Annotated in this window: 22 protein-coding genes and 1 pseudogene; 3 read left to right on the top strand and 20 right to left on the bottom strand. The window is 57.1% G+C overall.

The annotated features are described in order from the left end of the window. The 6 genes and pseudogenes from DBR24_RS07330 to DBR24_RS07305 all read right to left on the bottom strand — a co-directional run. Positions 1-705, bottom strand: a pseudogene (locus tag DBR24_RS07330) (glycosyl transferase family 51); the annotation flags it as partial. 297 nt (positions 706-1,002) lie between these two features. Further along, positions 1,003-1,425: a phage tail assembly chaperone gene (locus DBR24_RS07325; RefSeq protein ID WP_128614352.1), complete on the bottom strand. Its 423-nt coding sequence runs from the start codon at positions 1,423-1,425 to the stop codon at positions 1,003-1,005. 10 nt (positions 1,426-1,435) lie between these two features. Then, positions 1,436-2,509 carry a hypothetical protein gene (locus DBR24_RS31010; protein WP_177490461.1) on the bottom strand — a complete coding sequence of 358 codons (1,074 nt, stop codon included), beginning with the start codon at positions 2,507-2,509 and terminating at the stop codon, positions 1,436-1,438. Further along, positions 2,509-3,090, bottom strand: coding sequence for a phage tail protein (locus tag DBR24_RS07315; RefSeq protein ID WP_128614351.1), 582 nt, complete (start codon positions 3,088-3,090; stop codon positions 2,509-2,511). Before DBR24_RS07315 ends, DBR24_RS31010 begins: the two co-directional genes overlap by 1 nt. Continuing rightward, positions 3,083-4,204, bottom strand: a complete 1,122-nt coding sequence (locus DBR24_RS07310; RefSeq protein WP_128614350.1) for a baseplate J/gp47 family protein — start codon at positions 4,202-4,204, stop codon at positions 3,083-3,085. Before DBR24_RS07310 ends, DBR24_RS07315 begins: the two co-directional genes overlap by 8 nt. Continuing rightward, positions 4,188-4,565 (bottom strand): GPW/gp25 family protein, encoded by a 378-nt coding sequence (locus DBR24_RS07305; protein ID WP_128614349.1) that lies wholly within the window; start codon positions 4,563-4,565, stop codon positions 4,188-4,190. Before DBR24_RS07305 ends, DBR24_RS07310 begins: the two co-directional genes overlap by 17 nt. A gap of 135 nt (positions 4,566-4,700) precedes the next feature. Between DBR24_RS07305 and DBR24_RS07300 the strand changes: the two genes are divergently transcribed. Beyond that, a complete protein-coding gene (locus tag DBR24_RS07300) occupies positions 4,701-5,342 on the top strand; it encodes a hypothetical protein (RefSeq protein WP_128614348.1) in 642 nt (213 codons plus the stop codon). A gap of 15 nt (positions 5,343-5,357) precedes the next feature. Here DBR24_RS07300 and DBR24_RS07295 read toward each other — a convergent pair whose 3' ends face one another. From DBR24_RS07295 to DBR24_RS07275, 5 genes are read right to left on the bottom strand one after another with little or no spacing between them, the layout of a single operon-like run. Then, positions 5,358-5,891, bottom strand: coding sequence for a phage baseplate assembly protein V (locus DBR24_RS07295; RefSeq protein ID WP_128614347.1), 534 nt, complete (start codon positions 5,889-5,891; stop codon positions 5,358-5,360). Continuing rightward, positions 5,891-7,006, bottom strand: a complete 1,116-nt coding sequence (locus DBR24_RS07290) for a phage late control D family protein (protein ID WP_128614346.1) — start codon at positions 7,004-7,006, stop codon at positions 5,891-5,893. The genes DBR24_RS07295 and DBR24_RS07290 overlap by 1 nt, the downstream gene beginning before the upstream one ends. Beyond that, positions 6,994-7,200 (bottom strand): tail protein X, encoded by a 207-nt coding sequence (locus DBR24_RS07285; protein WP_128614345.1) that lies wholly within the window; start codon positions 7,198-7,200, stop codon positions 6,994-6,996. The genes DBR24_RS07290 and DBR24_RS07285 overlap by 13 nt, the downstream gene beginning before the upstream one ends. After that, entirely contained in the window at positions 7,200-8,081 is an 882-nt protein-coding gene (locus tag DBR24_RS07280) for a phage tail protein (RefSeq protein ID WP_128614353.1), read from the bottom strand. Before DBR24_RS07280 ends, DBR24_RS07285 begins: the two co-directional genes overlap by 1 nt. After that, the gene (locus tag DBR24_RS07275) at positions 8,081-10,759 is read right to left on the bottom strand and encodes a phage tail tape measure protein (protein WP_128614344.1); all 2,679 of its coding nucleotides are present in this window, start codon (positions 10,757-10,759) and stop codon (positions 8,081-8,083) included. The genes DBR24_RS07280 and DBR24_RS07275 overlap by 1 nt, the downstream gene beginning before the upstream one ends. Before the next feature lie 15 nt (positions 10,760-10,774). On the opposite strand from DBR24_RS07275, the gene DBR24_RS07270 reads away from it, so the two are divergent. After that, positions 10,775-11,041 (top strand): hypothetical protein, encoded by a 267-nt coding sequence (locus DBR24_RS07270; RefSeq protein WP_128614343.1) that lies wholly within the window; start codon positions 10,775-10,777, stop codon positions 11,039-11,041. A 35-nt stretch (positions 11,042-11,076) separates the two neighbouring features. On the opposite strand, the gene DBR24_RS07265 is transcribed toward DBR24_RS07270, so the two are convergent. From DBR24_RS07265 to DBR24_RS07255, 3 genes are all read right to left on the bottom strand, one after another. Further along, positions 11,077-11,418: a phage tail assembly protein gene (locus DBR24_RS07265; RefSeq protein WP_128614342.1), complete on the bottom strand. Its 342-nt coding sequence runs from the start codon at positions 11,416-11,418 to the stop codon at positions 11,077-11,079. Positions 11,419-11,659: 241 nt separating this feature from the next. Next, the gene (locus tag DBR24_RS07260; RefSeq protein WP_128614341.1) at positions 11,660-12,238 is read right to left on the bottom strand and encodes a hypothetical protein; all 579 of its coding nucleotides are present in this window, start codon (positions 12,236-12,238) and stop codon (positions 11,660-11,662) included. 265 nt (positions 12,239-12,503) lie between these two features. Further along, on the bottom strand, positions 12,504-12,710 hold the full coding sequence (locus DBR24_RS07255; protein WP_128614340.1) for a hypothetical protein: 207 nt from the start codon (positions 12,708-12,710) through the stop codon (positions 12,504-12,506). Between DBR24_RS07255 and DBR24_RS07250 the strand changes: the two genes are divergently transcribed. Then, positions 12,709-13,152, top strand: coding sequence for a hypothetical protein (locus DBR24_RS07250; protein WP_128614339.1), 444 nt, complete (start codon positions 12,709-12,711; stop codon positions 13,150-13,152). The genes DBR24_RS07255 and DBR24_RS07250 overlap by 2 nt on opposite strands. 1 nt (position 13,153) lies before the next feature. On the opposite strand, the gene DBR24_RS07245 is transcribed toward DBR24_RS07250, so the two are convergent. The 6 genes from DBR24_RS07245 to DBR24_RS07220 form a co-directional block, all read right to left on the bottom strand. Beyond that, positions 13,154-13,678 carry a phage major tail tube protein gene (locus DBR24_RS07245; RefSeq protein ID WP_128614338.1) on the bottom strand — a complete coding sequence of 175 codons (525 nt, stop codon included), beginning with the start codon at positions 13,676-13,678 and terminating at the stop codon, positions 13,154-13,156. Next, complete coding sequence (locus tag DBR24_RS07240) at positions 13,679-15,103, bottom strand: phage tail sheath subtilisin-like domain-containing protein (RefSeq protein WP_128614337.1); 1,425 nt, start codon at positions 15,101-15,103, stop codon at positions 13,679-13,681. Positions 15,104-15,109: 6 nt separating this feature from the next. After that, positions 15,110-15,343: a hypothetical protein gene (locus tag DBR24_RS07235; RefSeq protein WP_128614336.1), complete on the bottom strand. Its 234-nt coding sequence runs from the start codon at positions 15,341-15,343 to the stop codon at positions 15,110-15,112. Then, on the bottom strand, positions 15,340-15,828 hold the full coding sequence (locus DBR24_RS07230; protein ID WP_128614335.1) for a Gp37 family protein: 489 nt from the start codon (positions 15,826-15,828) through the stop codon (positions 15,340-15,342). Before DBR24_RS07230 ends, DBR24_RS07235 begins: the two co-directional genes overlap by 4 nt. Beyond that, on the bottom strand, positions 15,828-16,259 hold the full coding sequence (locus DBR24_RS07225; RefSeq protein ID WP_128614334.1) for a gp436 family protein: 432 nt from the start codon (positions 16,257-16,259) through the stop codon (positions 15,828-15,830). Before DBR24_RS07225 ends, DBR24_RS07230 begins: the two co-directional genes overlap by 1 nt. Before the next feature lie 3 nt (positions 16,260-16,262). Continuing rightward, positions 16,263-16,950, bottom strand: a 688-nt coding sequence (locus DBR24_RS07220) for a major capsid protein (RefSeq protein WP_146188982.1), incomplete at its 5' end; no start/stop codon positions are given.

Raw genomic sequence — 16,950 nt, 5'->3', positions numbered from 1 at the left:
CTCCAGTTGCGTGGCCAGGGTACTGCCACCCGCCGATTGCCCGGGCAAGTGCAGCAACTTCGCCACCTGCGACCACGCCGCCATGCCGAAGCGCGGCCAGTCCACCGCCGGGTTCGCCAGTGGCTGTTTGGGGTCGAGCAGAAAGCGGTTTTCGATGAACAACAGGCTGTTGACCACCACCGGCGGGATGGACTCGAAGCTTGCATAAAGTTGTTGCGGGTAGTTGTACCTGTACAGCGGCGCGGCCCGGCAATCGGTAATCGACAGCCCGGCCTGGATCTTTTCGGAATAGGGCACGAACAGGCCTTTGTCGGTATAGCTGAGCAGGGCCGGAGAAAAGCGTGTCTGCTCGGTGATGACGTAGTTGCGCTTGAGCAGGCGCGGCAGGAATTCATCGAGGGAGCTGTAGCCCAGACGCAGGTCGAACGGACCGTTGCCCGGATAACGAATGGCTTCGCTGGGCCCCGGCTCCAGGGTGTAGGTCAGCCCGGCGGCATACTGGCTGAGCTCCCGGGCCTGGAACCGCGAGGTGCGCATCTCTTTGGATGCGGCCAGGCCCACGACTATCGCGATAATCACCAGCAACAACCAGAAAGCCTTCCAGCCATGCCGGTTGCGGCGTGGTTTTCCAGGGACAGGCGCTTCATCCACACTTTCAGTCGGAACCACGGCTTTACTCGAATCGGTTTGCCACAAAGCGCCCATAGTCGATTGATCCATTCACTCAGATTGATCGGACTTGTCTGAAGCTTAGACGGTGGTTGGCGCTGGTGAATAAATTGTGGGGGCTGTGGGGAGGGGAATGGTCTGAACAAAACTGAAACGAATGTGATGCCGAGCGCGAAAAAACAGCGATATGACGTGAGATAAATAGCTTTACTTTCTATTGCGCCAGTTGCAACAGAATTTCCAAGCAGGCCGGATAGCTCAGCTTGGAAATCCCTGATGCCTATCTACACATTTTTTTATCTCATCTCCCGGTAGAGCCAGCCTCCTACTGCTTCACTTTCGGTCCATCAGCCATGATGGAGCGGTCGGCCGACGATCAATCAGCGGAAACTCGCCGGCCTCCGGCCAGTTGCGAAGCGCTCGGCGGTACACCTGAAGCTCGGCATATTGCTCAGCCGTCAAGGTGGTGTCGGTGCTTTCTTCCAGCTCATCGCGATGACGGGTAACTACAGCATCCGTTTCAGATAGTTGTTGATCTCGCCAGCTCCTTTCTATCGCGGCCAATTGGTCATCACTGGGTGGCGGCAGCTCAGCCAGAACAGGCACGCCATCATGAACCCAGACAATTACCTTGCCAGCAGATTGTCCGGCCAGCAGCGCTGCGTGGTATTCGGCGGAGATTTCAACCACGTCATCCGGCATTGTTGTATGAATGGAGTCGTCGTAAAAACCGCGTGTAGATCTTGAAGCAAACATGGCTTTCTCCTTAGCGACCTATGGCAACGTAATAGCAGTTCAATGCCACCCGGTTAGCCGATGAGGACCACGCCTGGTAGGAGGCCCCTGTGGTTGACTGGCTCTCCAACGTGCCGAAAACGCCGTTCGATCCGGGAGTGATTGCTACGGTCAAAGTCAGGCTGTAGAGCACTGACGGAAAGGCCATATAAAAGGAAAATGGAACCGGCCCGCTGACGCTTCCCGCGACGGTCCCCCACTGAATGATCAGCCCATTCGCTAGCTTCTGGTAGCCATTGGTGCCGAGCGATGAGCCGAATGCCGAGGAATACTTGAGTTGTACAGAACCACCTATGGCGTACCAGTTAGCACCATCCGACTCAACCGTCAGGCTATCCCCAAGGCCAAGCGTAATGTTTGCTAAGGTTTGACTCCCATTGAAATAAACCAACTGGCCCGGCTGTGTAGCGATAAAGCAAGGCTGACTGGCAAACATCACAATCGGTAATCTTGTGCCCGCCTTAACAGCCGCTGCAGACGGAAGCGTCACGGTGTAGTTGCCACCGGCACCGGCATAGATGAGTTTTCCGGCGTGCCCTGCATTGAGGGTTGTTACACCGACCAGAATGGCAAAGTCAGAATCATTTCCGAGTGCCCTCTGTACGAATTCCGTAGTTGCAAGCGTCAGATCCTTGTCAAATTGCGGGGCAGTAATCCCCTCCGGAAGATCACCAGGGGCAAGCGGTGCCCCCCCGGTCACAAGGCCCTTCGCGTTCACTGACACTTTAGGATAAGTGCCTACCTCAACACCGCTATTTGCCAAGGTCAGCGCGATTTCAATGTCTGCGCTCCCATCAAAGCTACCGGTGCCCGTGGCGGCGCCTTTGAACTTGAAGGTGCGGGCTGTCTGAAGTTGAACCGCTTTACCTATGGACGTCGCCCCATCGACGATCTTTTCAATCTGATCCCTGAGCCACTTCGTCCGGCTCGCCAACTGTTTACCTTGCAAGTTGTCGATACCTTCCGGCCCACCCAACACAGGGTCGGAGGTCTCAAGCTGGTAGATGCCTTCCGGCCATTCATTTATTTCAGGTAAATCAGCCATCAGCTGCTCCCATGGTTGTATTGGCCATCGCGACGAGCAAACCCGTTATGTCTGATAGCCACTGACTGATAGTCGAGCGACACCAGGCGGCAACGAGTCGGGGCGACGGAAAGTAGAAGGCGGCGTAAGAGCGAAGCCTGGTCATTGGTGATGGCGCGCTTGAGAAAGACTCGATAGAGGGGCCACGCACCAGGATCACCATGGACATGGTTTCCATCCCTGGTGATCGATCCATCACGCACCTGGTTGTTAAGCCCTTCCTGAATCGTCACCTCGCCAAAGCCCAGTAAGCGGATAACTTCACGAATCGCCCAGGGCGTGCCTTTGAATCGATGTAGCTCGGCCGAACTCTTGATTAAGTTGCGTTTGGCATCCTCAGACTCGGCCAACAACCAGGCGGCCTCGTCGAGGAGGGAAAACTGATCGGCCAGGACGGGCAGCAGTTTCGGTTTCACCAAATCGACTAGGTAAACCAACATCGCGTTGATATCCAGGCTGTCAAACGACTCTTTGAGCAGCTCGCAGAGCAACGCGAAACGTTCATCACCAGCCAAGGCTGGCGGTAGTTGTTGCTCAGCCATATGCCACCCCAGCGTCTTCCAGCAGGATCGACGTGTTGTTAGCCCACTCATTACTCAGTAGCTCTCGCCAGGCGCTGGGTAACTCCAGTTCAGCGCGATAAATGCCGTTTACCTGCAGTAATGCAGTTATTTGCTCCTGGACAAGATCACGACCGAGCCCAGCACGACGATCAGTGACATACGCCTCTGCGGCAGCCCTGGCCGCGTTCATCGCTTCGGCTCGATCAGCAGTGGCATAAAAGGTCAAACGCGCCTTGATCTGGTAGGCCACTTCGATGGGGGCGAGAGCGTGTACGGTGTCGCATAACGGGCGTAGTTTTTCGCCAGAGACTTGGCTTTTAATCCGTTGCAGCAGATCGTCCGTTGGCAAGCCGATATTGGTAAGTGGGAACAAAGCCACGTGGCCATCCGGCTGCCCTTCGTCTGGCCCATGCACGGCGACATCGATGATCGACTGGTGAACCGCCAATGCGTGGTAGCGATAGGCGCCACGGCTGCCGGCATTGCTGAAGGCTTCAGGGGCCAGGATGATCCGCTCACGGTAGCGGTCGTTATCTTCGTCCTCGGCCCCATCGGCGGTGACACTGGTGTTTGTTGCCGTCAGACCTGCTACAGGTGGGTTACCGATGCTGCTGATCTGGCCAACGGCCCAGCCGTTGCCAACCACACCGGCTGCAAGACAGGTAGCAGTGGCGTTTACCTGAGCTTGACCTGCCGGAATAGTCGCATCCTGGTCAGTCAGAAAGGTGATCTTGGCGTCTTGGGTGCTGACCCGAGTGCCGGCACGGATCAGCAAAGGTTGCTGCAGTACGGCTGGCATGCTGAAGCGTATCTGGCAACGTGCTGGGGCAGCCAACAGCCTGGGGGTTGCAACCAGTTCGCCCAAGTAATCCAAAATCGGGGCATCCGCAAAGCGCACCAGGAGCTGCTCGCCGGCATTCTGGATGGACATGTCCGAGAGCGTCTTGGCATAGGCAATCAAGTCGATAAAAAGCCGCTCGACCTGGGCGGGATACAGGGTTTTCCCCGACTTGGACTCATAGCGAGCAATCAAAGCAGCTTCGGTAGCAGCCGGATCGATCTCGACAAACACAGGTTTAGGCAGCTCGCGCATAAGGCACCTCAGTCAACTGGGCGACACCATCCGCAACACGCCACTGTACCCTCAGCCTTATCTGCGCCCCTTCAATCAGCACCTGTACTTGCACGACTGAAATGCGTGTTTCCCAACGACGTAGTGCGTCGACCGTTTCACGCACCAAATGCGGAGTCACTCGGTTAACAGGCCAATCGATATATAGATGTAGGTCACTGCCAAAGTCCGGCCGATGAGCGTCGGCGCCCTTGGGTGTGGTGAGGATGATGCGAATGGACTGGTCGATATCGCGCAGGCCCTCGACAACCTTTCCGGATGTACCGAGGGCGGGCTGCCAGTGGGCGGCGGTGATGCTGGTGTAAGGAGTGGGCGTCGTCATGCGCCCATGATGGGGAAATCAGTCAACGCTGACTTTTAATCGAGTTTAAGGAGGCGCTGTATGGTGGGATTGTTTGTTGCCACGTAAATGTCCACCATGGTGCAAACGATCTTTATTAATTTGAATGAGGCGACTATGGACGTAGTAGCACTATTGAAAGCTCTCAAGGAAGAATGGGGCGTGGTTTCCCAGGCCCCTTGGATTTTCGGAACGCTTGCTGCACTAATGTGTGCGCTCGCGTATGTCGCCGCTCGATGGCGATATGTTGCAATCATTGAGCACGCAAAGGCGAGTAACGATGCCCTCCTAGCACGCCTCCATCAGAGAACCGAAGAAGCCGAGTCCAATAAGGATGCCGCTTCAAAATGGAGAGAAAAACTCAGTGCGGTTGTTGACTCGGACAGCATACAACTGAGGGAAAAAACTCTCCAATTTGTTGAGCGCCTTAGGAGTTTTGTCGAACGCTATAAGCATAGAGATCAGGCTCTGCATGCCAGTGACTGGGAACCGATGGCAGAAGCCGAATCCGAGGAAGAAAAAAAGCGTCTCTGGCAGCGTTACACCAATGCCTCTATGCAGCTTTCTATCGATCGCAATGCCGAGTACGAGCGACACTTCAAGGTAGATTCACTGATGCTGAAGGATGAGCTGTTAAGCAGGTTGAAGGACTATAAATCCCCAGAGAATATGCGCTTCGATTATGAGCACCCGATAAATGACTTTGGCTTTAATGGAGTCGCGAATGATCTGGAAAAAATGGCCAAACTATTAAAATAGTAGGCGGTGCTCTCATCAATGACTATGGTGATTCGAGTTACCGCCGACGTCCTTGATTACGCCCGTAGCGTTGATACTGCCGTTCACCTGTAGGTCGCCATTCAAGGTGACCTGCGGGATATCCAAAGTCGCTGAAGGCGCCTTCACCACAACCGGCTCACCAGCTTCAACCGTGATGTTCCTGCCACACTTCAAAAGCAACGCCCCCACGCAATCTAACGTCATCACCCCGGCCGCACGGTCGTAGGTGGAGATTGTTCCATCACTGAAGCGCACATAGTCTGTGTCCTCGTCGACCACAGGCGGCGGCTCAGCCGTCGAATAGATCCCGCCCAGGCAAACACCACCTACACCGTCAGCATCCAGCAGTACTGCGACCTGTTCATTCAGCTCGGGCATCAGGGGCCGGCGCTGCGTGCCCTGGGTGTTACGTTGGGGCACGTTGAGCCAATAGCTTTCAACCCCGTCGCGGTCGTCCAGGCGCACCCGGATACGGCACGTCATGTGATCCACGGCGCTGACTTCGCCGTACTCCAGTTCAACAGCCATCAGGCCACCACCTCACGCTGAATGCCATAAGTCGACAGCGCCAGGTCTGGCTTTGTACTGTCTTGCGTCATCGAGATCGAGGGCGCAGAAATGCGGCAGAGCGACTGATCCACTGTGTAACCGCCGCTGCGCGTCATTCGGTGCTGCGCGGACATAATCAAATAGTTGCCACCCAACATGCCTGCTGCAGCCAAGGTCACGATATTGCCGCTGACCAGGTTAGGTCGACCCATGGCGGTCCAACTGCCAGTAGTTCGCTCGCGATTGGCTTTGGCTAGTTCAGCCTTGGCTTTTGCTTTGGATTCTTCGGCCGAGGCGCTGCGCTTGCGGCTCTTCTTCGTGTCACCGCTGGTGGTGGCTTTGCTCACGCTACTGGGTACAGCGACCGTGTTGCCATCGTTGTCGATCTTGTAAGCGATCAACTGCTTCTTCGCCGGCTCTTTGTGCTTGACCTCTACAGCCTGAGGCACACTCTTGATCGTGTCGCGCAACCTCACGCTGGCCAGATCCTGAAGCACTTGAGTTGCTACCGGCGATCCTTTGGCCAGCTCACTGATAGCGTGGAAGACCATCCGGGTGCCGGTGACCTTGAATGCATAGTCGTATTCGGCAGCAAGGTTGCGCAGGAAGGTCAAGTCAGACTCTTGCTGGGTCACTCGGTCGAGTTTGATCGGCTCGATGCTGCCAATCAGCTCTAGGCCTTGACGGTCAGCCACCTGCTTGGCAATGGCGTCCAGAGTGGTGCTTTCGTATGCGCGATGCTCGGTGGTACGCAATGACGCCTTGATACCGGTGGCCAACGCGTGAATGGTGATGGTCGACGGTGGGCAATTAAGCTCAACCTCATCAATCTCAAATCGGCCCAGCGTGCGCAACGATTCACCCTCCCACCCAATAGCGAGGGCCAAGGTGTCACCGTGACCTGGATACCAGGCGTCACGCCATTTGCCCTCGGTGTCCTCCAGTTCGACCTCCAGGCTGTCAGCCTCACCTGTGAGAAAGTCCGAATACGTGAGTGAAAGCAGGTGCAGGCTGACATTGCGAGTGATATTGCTCTGCTGGTAAGTCAGTACAAAACGCGCTTCCGGCACCTGTTTTGGGGTCATCGCATCCATGGTGGCAGATCCTCTGTTGTCGCCACGGGATCAACTAGCGGGATGGCCAAGGTCAACCCTGCCGGTAAGGCGCTGGTGATAGGCACATGCATGTTCGCCTGAACGATCGGCGAATACCGATGTGCGTCTCCGTAGTACTTCCACGCCAGTTGATCCCAGCGCTCGCCTTCGGTAGTGACATGGGTAAGAAACATCAGGCTTTCCTCGTCAGAACCTGTGCCGCCAGCCCTGCAAGGCGGGTGCTGGCACCGTTCATGGTGGTGAACGCATGGTCTAGCGACTCGCGGGACGAGGTAAATCGGTCCACGATGTTGCCCAGGTCAACTGGATTGAGGGCGGATCGGGCCCCCATCACACTGCCTAGTACGTCCTCGCCTAAACGTGACAGATCGGCACCATCTTTGAGCAGACCCGCAGCTGCCGTAAGCCCTTGCAACGGCTCAATGGCCCTTGCGGTGACGCCGAGCAACTGGGGAACCTGGCCGAGGATCATCGAGGCGTTACCGCTCTTGACCGTTTCATACAGGTTCTGACCAGCCTTCAGCATATTGCCAGCTGTTTTGGCGTGACCAATCACTGCCTGGACGGTGCTGGGGGATGGCATCAGTCGTGAGACAAGTCCGGGTGAACCTGCAGCAGCTGCAGGTGTGCCGCTCAACGCAGTATCGAGTAGGCCCGGCCGAGCGACCTTGCGCGTGAAAGCTCCGGTGTATTCCTTAAGGCTCAGCTGAACCGTAGCCGAGTTGATCTGACCGGTAGCCGTTGCGCGGCGGATGTTGTTTCCAATGTTCGTGATGACATAGGCACCCAGGTACTCGCCGGAGCCCATGACAAACGCCAAGGGTTCATGTTTGGTCTTGGCCAGGCGCAGTGCACGCAGTCTTTCGTCGGGATCTCCTAAAACAGGGTGCAGTTCTATGGTCAGGTTGCACTCATCAAGCCCTTCACCAACCCACTCAAGCAAGGGTTTGCCTTGTATGCGCGCATGCTCGGCCCAATCGGCCGTGCTGCTTTGATCCATGCCGGTGATGCCACCGGCTACGGTAAATTCGATATCGCCCAGGATGGCAAACATCAAGCCAGCCCTCCATCGGACGGGCCATAGCTTCTACGGCGTTTGTCGTGCATGTAACGATCCATCATTCGCACAAATTCAGCGTAACCAGCCTGCAGCCCCTGTTGAACCTGCTGTTGGGTTTCTGCGCCGCCAGGCACCGTGATCTGAGGAGCGAAGTGAAATACGGGCTGACCACCAGCGCCTGGAGAGCCAGCAGAGGACATGCCGCCACCATCACCCATCATGCCCGCCCGAGAGACATGAACCGGGTTCGGTGGGGCGAGATCGACGCCCGACTGCGCAGCCATGCCGAGTGCAGCCTGCCGGACCAAGCCAGCCTGCGCACTAATGCCGATGGCCGCACCTTCGCTGATGTTTGCCCCGTATCCCATGAATACGCGGCTCGGCGACTGGATGCCAAGCGTCTCTGTGAACCAGCCTTTTACTGAAGAGCCGATGCCCAACACGCTTTCCTTCAGCGCGCCGGCCATGTTGGTAATGCCATTGACCAGGCCGGTCACGATCATCCCCCCGAACTCGGAAAACTTGCCGGGTAACTCAAATCCGAAGTAATTCATCACGGCAGCGAAGGCCCGGTAGAACAACCCCACCGGGGAGAAGTTGAGCAGCGTTTGCGCAATGCCGGAGATACCGCCGCTGAAACCTTCTTTGATCTCGGCCCACAAGCCGCTGACAAAGGTCTTGATCGGCCCCCAGTAGCGGTAGATCAGGAAGGCCGCGACCGCGATGCCGGTGATTGCCAGCCCGATTGGGTTCATCAGCAACGCCCGGCCGATCCACAGCACGGCCTGACCGACAAGGCGTAAGCCGGTGAGGAGTTGGTTACCCAATGCCTTGCCCAACATCACGCCGCCACGGGCCAACCATGCGGCGCCACGGCCGGCTGCGGTAAGCGCCGAACGAAGATCGTTCAGGGCCGCCCGGCCAAGCCAACTGGCGCCACGGGCGACAGCGCCAAGCGCGGAACGCAGATCGTTCATCACGGCGCGCCCTAGCCAACTAGCGGCCCGTCCTGCGGCGCGCATTCCTTGTGCACCTTTGCCGAGGCCGTTGATCAGCGGGGCGAATTTGCCGCCATGCCACGCGGCCTGCAGAAGCGTCCACTTGGACGACAACGCTGTCATGGCGGTCTTCATGGCCACGAATGGCGACAGCACCAGGTTGGCCCCATAGGCCACGCCGATAAATGCCATCTTGCCAACCAGCAAGCCGCCGACAAGGCCAACAACCCCCTTGATCAACTCGGGGTTTTCGCCCGCCCAAGTAGAGAACGAACGCATCAGAGGAACGACAGCGCGGCTAACGTCCACGATGGCCGGCAACAACGCGTTGCCGACTGAAATGCCAATGTCGGCAAGGTTGGTGCGCAGTTCCTTGAGCTGTTCTTTCGAGCTGCCCATGCGTTTTGCCCAGTCCTGATCGAGCACGCCTTTATCGGCCGCATCCTTGCTGCCGTCCTTGATGCCACCAAGGTTCTTCTGATTGGCCAGCGCCGGGCGCACGAAAGACAACACCTGCTGGTCGGCAAACAACTCGCCGAGCTTGTAGGCCTCATCGAGCCGGCTCAGTGCCGTCTCGCGTTCTTTCTGATCCTTGATATCCAGCGCTTTGCTATAGGCGGCGGCAGCGGCCGGCCCTTTGGTGCCCAGATGTTTGGTCAAAATCTTGATCATGGCCTCGGCGGGAGAAAGCCCCTCGCTGACCAGGTTCTTCATGCTGCCTTTGAGATCGATGCCGGCCTTTTCAAACGCCTTGATTGTTTCGGGCGCGGTGAGTTTGGAAAGGAAGTTTTTGAAGTTGTTGGCCGCCTCGTCGTTGGAACCGGCGCCCCGGCGGGCGATCTGGAGGGACGCGCCGATCTCGGCCACGGCGCGCTCGCCAGTGATGCCCAGTGCGGCAAACTGGGGTGTCAGTTGGGGTAGCCATTTGGCCATGTCCGCAAGTTCGAACTGGCCGCTCTTGCCGGCAAACGCCAGCATGTTCATGGAACGCTCAAGTCCGGCCGCGCCGATGCCCAAGTTGTCATTCAGCGCGATGGCCACCGAGCCAAGATCGTCCATGCTTGCCCGCGTTGCGGTCGCCGTTTTGGCCATCACCGGGGCATAGGCTTCCAGTTCCTTGACGTTGGAAATGCCGCCGGCAATCAACACGGCGGTGCCCTTGGCCACGTCGGATTGAGTCTGGTTCCACCTCAGCGCGGCCCCGCGCATGACATCGCTGAGGCCTTTCTCCTGCGCTTCATCGAAGCCGCCAGTGATCGCGATATCGCGGGTCTGGTCTTGGAACTCGATAGCCGTGCGCATTGATTGAACAATGGGTGCGCCAAGCGCTGCGCCTGTACCGGCCACCTCCAACGCCTGCCCGCGCAGCTCGCCGCGTTTGTTTTTGAGTGTTTCGCCCCGCGCAATGCTTGCGGTAAGGCGGTCTTGCTTGACCTTGAGTTGGTCGATTGAGCGGCCCACCAGGTCGTATTGCCGGCGTAGCCGCTCCACGCCCGTGCCGCCCCTTGCGAGGGCGGCGGAAAGTTCGGTGCCGATGAGTTTTTGCTTTGCGGTGAGGCCGTCAGTAGCGCGGCCGAGCTGCTGTACGGTCGATTTAGCCGAGCCGAAAGCGGCGCTGAGGCTGCCGGAAACGACGGCGCCGATCTTTAGTCCAACCAGTACTTCGTTAGCCATAAAGTTTGCTACGCTATGGGCATGTTTGAAAAAGCCGCTCTACGCACCGCCAATTTTCTGTATGCACTGGCCATCGGCGCCGGTGTGATTGGTCTCGCCTGGCTTTGCCTGGCTCACCTGCCGTTGTGGGCTGCGGTCGTCGTGTTCTGCATCGGCTTGCCATTGCTGGCTTCGGTAGCCGCCCCTATCGCAGCGGGCGGCGCTTGGTTGGCAGGGTTGGTGGCGGGTCTGGCCGCGATCATTGGCCGTTCAATCTATCGGCGAGTTCGATCCGCCGGTTGATTTCCTGCTGACACACGTCAACCCAAATCCAATACTCATCCATCGACAGCCGGCGAATCTCCGACGGCTGCATTCTCAGAATCAGTAACATCGCCGCGTCCCAAGACTGCAGCGATGTCTCCGCCGTCCACCATTTCCCGAAACACCGCTGACAGTGTTTTCGAATCGGAAACGTCCAGATCGCCTAGGTCTTCGATAGTCAAACCGGTCATCTTCGCGAAAAGAAAATCTTCCTGGGCGCCTTCATCCTTGGGTGAATAGCTGTGCGCGGCAGTAAGGTCTTTGCGTTTGAGCCGCTTGATAGGCAGCGAAGCGAGGTATGTGCCCGCAGCGGAAGTAAAAGGAAATTTGAGTGGGAGGTTGAGAGGGTCGGCCATATTCGTTGCTCCAGAAAGGGTTGCTCTACCAGAGCCCTGAGCATCTCACCCGGCCGAGGTGATGACTTTTAATCGAGTTTAAAGAGAACCATCGCCCATAGCTTAATAGGTTTCACTTAGCTCATTTCCATAGGTTATTTGTGCACCAGCGTCAGGCAGACCAACACAAACGGCGTCGTTCGTTTTCAGTCCAAGCGCCGTTTGCATTCGTGTGAGCAGCATTAAACCCAATGGAGTTGAGCTAGAAAGCTGCGATGATTGAAGATGCGATGGTGCTGATGCTGGCAAGGTGGGGTAGCGCAGACAGCAAGCTCGACACAACCGCTTTGCTTGGCTTTTGCGAAGTGAGATTAGCCTCTACAGCGTCCACGATTTCAGAAGCATCTTTGCGCTGAGAATCATCAAGGGTAGATATCACCTGCCTGAGCGCGTCCACATAGTCCTGCAGTTCGCTGCCGATTGTGACGGTATTTGTCGAATTGTCGACCGAGTCATGATTCACCCGAGCATTGTGTCCGCTAAAGTTGTAAGTGATGCTTTGAACCCGCGCTTTGGCTTCAGGCAGTCCAAGTTTTCGAACCTTTAGCTGATAGTGAGCTGGTATCCCGTGGAAGTCCTCATAAAAAACAGGATCGAGTACTTCATAGGTTTCCGTCGCACCATTGGACATACGTCGCTCAATCAGATCACCAATTTCAACGACAACCGATGGCTGGTTCAAGGTAATTAGTGTTGATTGAACAGACGCTTTCAGCCCCTCTACCTTGTCACCGTTCTGCTTCTGCACAGTAATCGCGTCGTTCATAAAGTCTTCGAACATCTTATGCTCCTTGCATAGTGCGGCCCCAGTTGGCCTCAACTTATTCCGAATCATTACCGAAAACTGAACCCCCGCACAATGGCGTTGTTTTGAGCAGCTAAGCAGCAGCTCTGTAGCTCTGAACGCAGAATTTCAAGCCACATAAAAAATGCCGCTATCACATTCAGGAAAAGCGGCATTTCTGACTTTCGATGATGATCCAGACTGTTCCGACTCTGGGATCTGGTACTGGCTGTCAGAAGACCCGGTATTACTCACTTTAGCATTAGGACATGACCTGATAACGGCCTGTGGCCAACGTCATGCTCAACGCCTCAGCCAAAACCTCTTTCGGGGTTTCCTCCAGCACCTTCTCCCAGTATTGTCTGGCCCGCATAAAATCGAAGTCTCGGCGTACCTGCATGTCGATACACTTCATCAGATCGTTACGAGCTTTCTCTCTTACTTGCTGTTCTTCAGGAGTCAAGGACATGACCGCCTCCAATATCAAAAAATTCGACGAACTCACCGGCCAGATACTCGGTGTTTTGTATGAAGGTTTTCCCGTTCCACGTCCCCTATTGCTGGGAGATCTCATGCCTGGCGGGATTTCATTCGATGAGCGCATAGGATTTGATGTTCCTAACAAACACGGTGAATTTCTGTTTGCCAGTATCGAATGGTTAGCGGAGTCGGGTTATCTACGTTACAAACAAAAGATTCACGCGACGGGCTACACAGATTGCGTACTGACCGCCAAAGGTCTGGAGGTGCTGAAGGCAACTCCTGATAGCCTCAGCACCGAATCAAGCCTTGGAGAACAATTGGTCGACGCATCCAAAATAGGTGCAAAAAGCTTGGTTGGAGACCTTGCCGGACAAGTGCTGTCCATTGGCGTTAAGTTCGCTACCAATCACTTTGGCCTTCCCGGCTAACCTACGCCTGCCCGATATTCTGCCGGTACTTGGCCAACTGATCCTGCCCGCCGACGCGGAAGATGTTGGCCAGGTAATCCAGCAACAGCACCTCCTGCCCATCAAGCACCTGGCGCACATATGTCGCCGAGAACGGCGTTTCGTACTTGGTCGGATCACGCGGTTTGTGACTGCCGAGCTGATACTCCTTGCCGGTGATGGTCATCATGGTGACAAGCGCAATCTCGTTCACAAGACCACCGTTGTTGAAGACCTGAACGTTGGATCGGCACTGCAACTGGACGCTCTTGAACGGCGTAACCAGTTTGACGGCTGCGTCGTAGTACAGGCTGTTCCAAGTGATCTTGCCTTCCAGCTTATCAATGCCGTCCGGCAGTTCGATCAAGCCCACCATCCCTAACCCTTGAAAGTCGCTGGTCACGGTTTTGATCGAGCCCAGATCGATCTCCTCGGCCCGGCCGAAGAAGCTAGCGCCATCCAGATAGATGGCGGCGTTTGCAATGCGGTGTGCGCTAAAGCCTGCCATTTATGCGTCTCCCAGGTTAACCAGGTATTCCCCGGTGATTTCAGTTTCAAAGGTGCCGCGCTCAAATGGCAGCGGCACGGTCAGCTTGTAGTTGAACAGCGCGTGGCCCTGTTCTAGTTCGGTCTGCGGGTTACGTGCCGGGTCATACCAGCACTCGCCGCCGATCAAGGCGCCGTCGCCAATCAATTTGCGCAGGAACAAATTCACGCTTTCGGTGATGCTGGTAATCAGCGCGCTGGTAATCGGCATGTCGACGAATTGCAGGGAGCTGTAACGAATCGATTCGTCGACCACGTCCTTGGTGCGGCGCACGTTTTCAAAGTTGCGCATGTGCGTCACGGTCGGCCATGCGGCGGTACGGTTGCCCCATAGGCGCAGGCCGGTGCCGAAGGAATTGAAAACGGTGGTGATGCCGTTTTCATTCAGCAGATTGACCTCACTGCTGGCATCATCGACGCGGGCGGTCAGCGGCCGTTCAAGCCCCAGCACGCCAACCAGTTCCTGATTGGAGCTGCTCCACCAGTACCCCTTGTCGTTATCCACCTTGGCCCGCAAACCTGCGGCGCGGATCGATAGCGGTTGCAGCCGCTCACCGTTAGTCGCCGCGTCGTAGACTTTGACGTGCGGGTAACAGAGGCGGACGCGGTCGCTGCTGGTGTTGAAGTTGATGGCGCCAGCCGGCCCGCGTCCCGCGAGGACTTGTTGCACCGTGGCGCCGATCGGGGCATCGACATAGGTAACCGCGCCGACCTGAGTGGCCGAAATTATCAATTCGACAGTCACCGGGTTCAGCGTGCTGAAACCAGGCGCGATGAAGATTTTCGGAAAGAAGCCCAACAAGTTGTAACTGTCCTGGAACGCCTTTAAACCTGCTCGGCGCCCTGCGAGGGATGCTGCGCCGATAATGTCGGCGGGCGTTACTTTGCTCGGATCGGCGTGGGTGTAGCTGGCTTTTACTTGGCCGTTGGCGGGGATACTCCCTGTCGGCAAGCGCTTCACGCGTCCGGTGAGCATGTTCGCCGTGTAGTCCGTGTCGAGCACATAGGTGGTCGCCCCGTCGGCGGACTTCAATTGCAACAGCAACAGTGCGCCGTGCTCCAACTGCAGAAGGTCGTTATCGCCGAACTGTTTAGCTTGGTCAGCGACATTGGAGCGATGAATGTCAGGGTCAAGCACGTTGACCACCAGCACCGTTCCGGCGCCGAAATCGTAGATGCCCTCCAGAGCCTCGGGAATGCTGAAACCGGTGAGGTGCGCGCCGAACTGGGCGGCATCGCCGTCGTTCAAGCATAAGGTCAGCTCATTGATCGGTCCGATTGGCGCGGTGCCCACCAGCGCAATCACCGCTGATTTGACTACCCGAATGGCCCGGGGGCCGCGCTCGACCTCAGTAGTTTCAATTCCGTGTAAAAAATTGGCTGCCATTGAGCATTACTCCCGCTCAGGTTTTTGGGCCACGGCTGCGGACTTTCCGGCAGCTTTCGTGGGGGACGGTGAAAGCGCCAAGTACTTGAGTTCCAGCAACACCAAGGTGTATTCGTGCTCGGCCGGCAGTTCGATCGGTTTCCCCGGTAACAGTTGAACATTGAGTAATTCGCGAGTCTCGCCGACCCTTATAGATACGGCGCTTCGCGGGCCGGTGTAGGTGTAGCTCGTGAGGTTCATGGTGTTTCCTCAAACTGGAGATTGGGCGGCATTGTCGGTCTGCTTGGGTACGGATCCTGGATCTGGGTAGCCCGCAAGGAGAAGTCCTGCCCGTACTGCCATAAGCCGGTCATTTGGCCGATAAAGTGCTCGGCGACAGGGCGGCACGCCTGATCGCAATGTGGGGCCAACCATCCCGTCAGGCAGGTACGGATCTGATCGAGGTAGCTGATCACGCCGTCCTTGCCGTTGAGCTGCCGAAATACCAAGGTCAGCCGGATAACGATGTTGCGTGCCTGGAAGATCGAATCGCCGGCCTCAGACCCGCCAAAGGTCGATTTGCCGTAAGCCACTAAAATTGATCCGCGTGGATGGTTCAGCCGGTATCCGGCGGGGTTCTCGGGAAATAACTCGACCATGAGATCCTTGCCGAGGTGTTCATGAAGGCGAGTGCGTAGCGCCTCCAGCAGTTGTTCTGTTTGCGTTTTAGGCAGGACTGCTCTCATCAATAGCGCTCCCATGTGTCCGCGCCGAACCGCTGCTTGCGCGCCCGGACGCGGATTTCGCCCGGCTCCGGGGCGGCGTGGCCGGTGGGCATGCCCAGCGTCACCACGCCATCGCGGATGCTTTCCAACAGCTTGATGGTGTCCTTGCGACTGTCCTTCACCGCATCCGGCAACGCGCCCTCGGGGCGGCGCTGATACAGCCAATGCCGCGCCAGATACACCACCGCATCCCGCAGCACGGTTGGCACCGGATCGAGCGGCAGGTTGTAGCGGCCCCGAAGGTAGCCATCCACCAGCTCTTCCGCCTGCCGCACGCCGTCCTCGATCACGTTTTCGTTAGGTGACATGGCGGCCGGGTCATCGTTGGAGAGCTGAATCAGCGTCATCTCCGGGATGGCGTTGCCGATATCGGCGCGGGTGCAGTAGCGCATTGATTAACCCGCCTTCAGCTCGACCAGGGCTTCGGGGAACAGGCACATGGCCAACGGGTTCGCCTGGGCTTCCAGATCCCAGCCTTTGCCCAATTTGCGCTCCTCCGCCTTGCTGTAGAACGGCTGGCCGATGGTGTTGACGGTTTCGTTGTAGTTCGCCGGGGCGTTGAACATGCGGAACACCCCACGGGCCACCGGGAACACTTGGGCGATATCGGCCGGAATGAAACGTTGGCCGCTGACGGTGACGTCGTACTCGATGAACTCGATGCCGCCGAAGGTGAAGCCCGAGCGTACGTCGCCGCCGAGGCGATCCTGCGCCTCTTGGTAGTTGGCAAATGCGGCTTTGACCTTTTCATGGTCGATCATCGCGTCGAACCAATCCGGCCCGCACAGGGCGCGGAAGCCCGTGACCATCACGCCGCCGAGTTTGGATTCAGAAAAGCGCTTGGCGTCGAGGCAGGCCTTGCGCACGTTGGTGCCGGCATTGCTCAGCGCCACCGTGATCTTCTTCTGGCTGACTTCGAACTCTTTGAAAAGGTCGCTGATGACTTCGCCATCCGCGTCCAGCAGCTTGCCCCGAAGCGCGCCCACCCGCTGGAATTCACGGGTAGCCTCGATGCTGTTTTTCAGCTCCTGCAGGTTGTCGTTGATCACGGTTGCCACGGGCGCCGTTGCGTCTTCCTGGCCG

This window comes from Pseudomonas sp. HMWF006, from assembly GCF_003061205.1.
GTDB classification, from domain to species: domain Bacteria; phylum Pseudomonadota; class Gammaproteobacteria; order Pseudomonadales; family Pseudomonadaceae; genus Aquipseudomonas; species Aquipseudomonas monsensis.
Note: the sequence above shows the minus strand (reverse complement) of the source record. Positions and strands in the feature narration are given on the sequence as shown.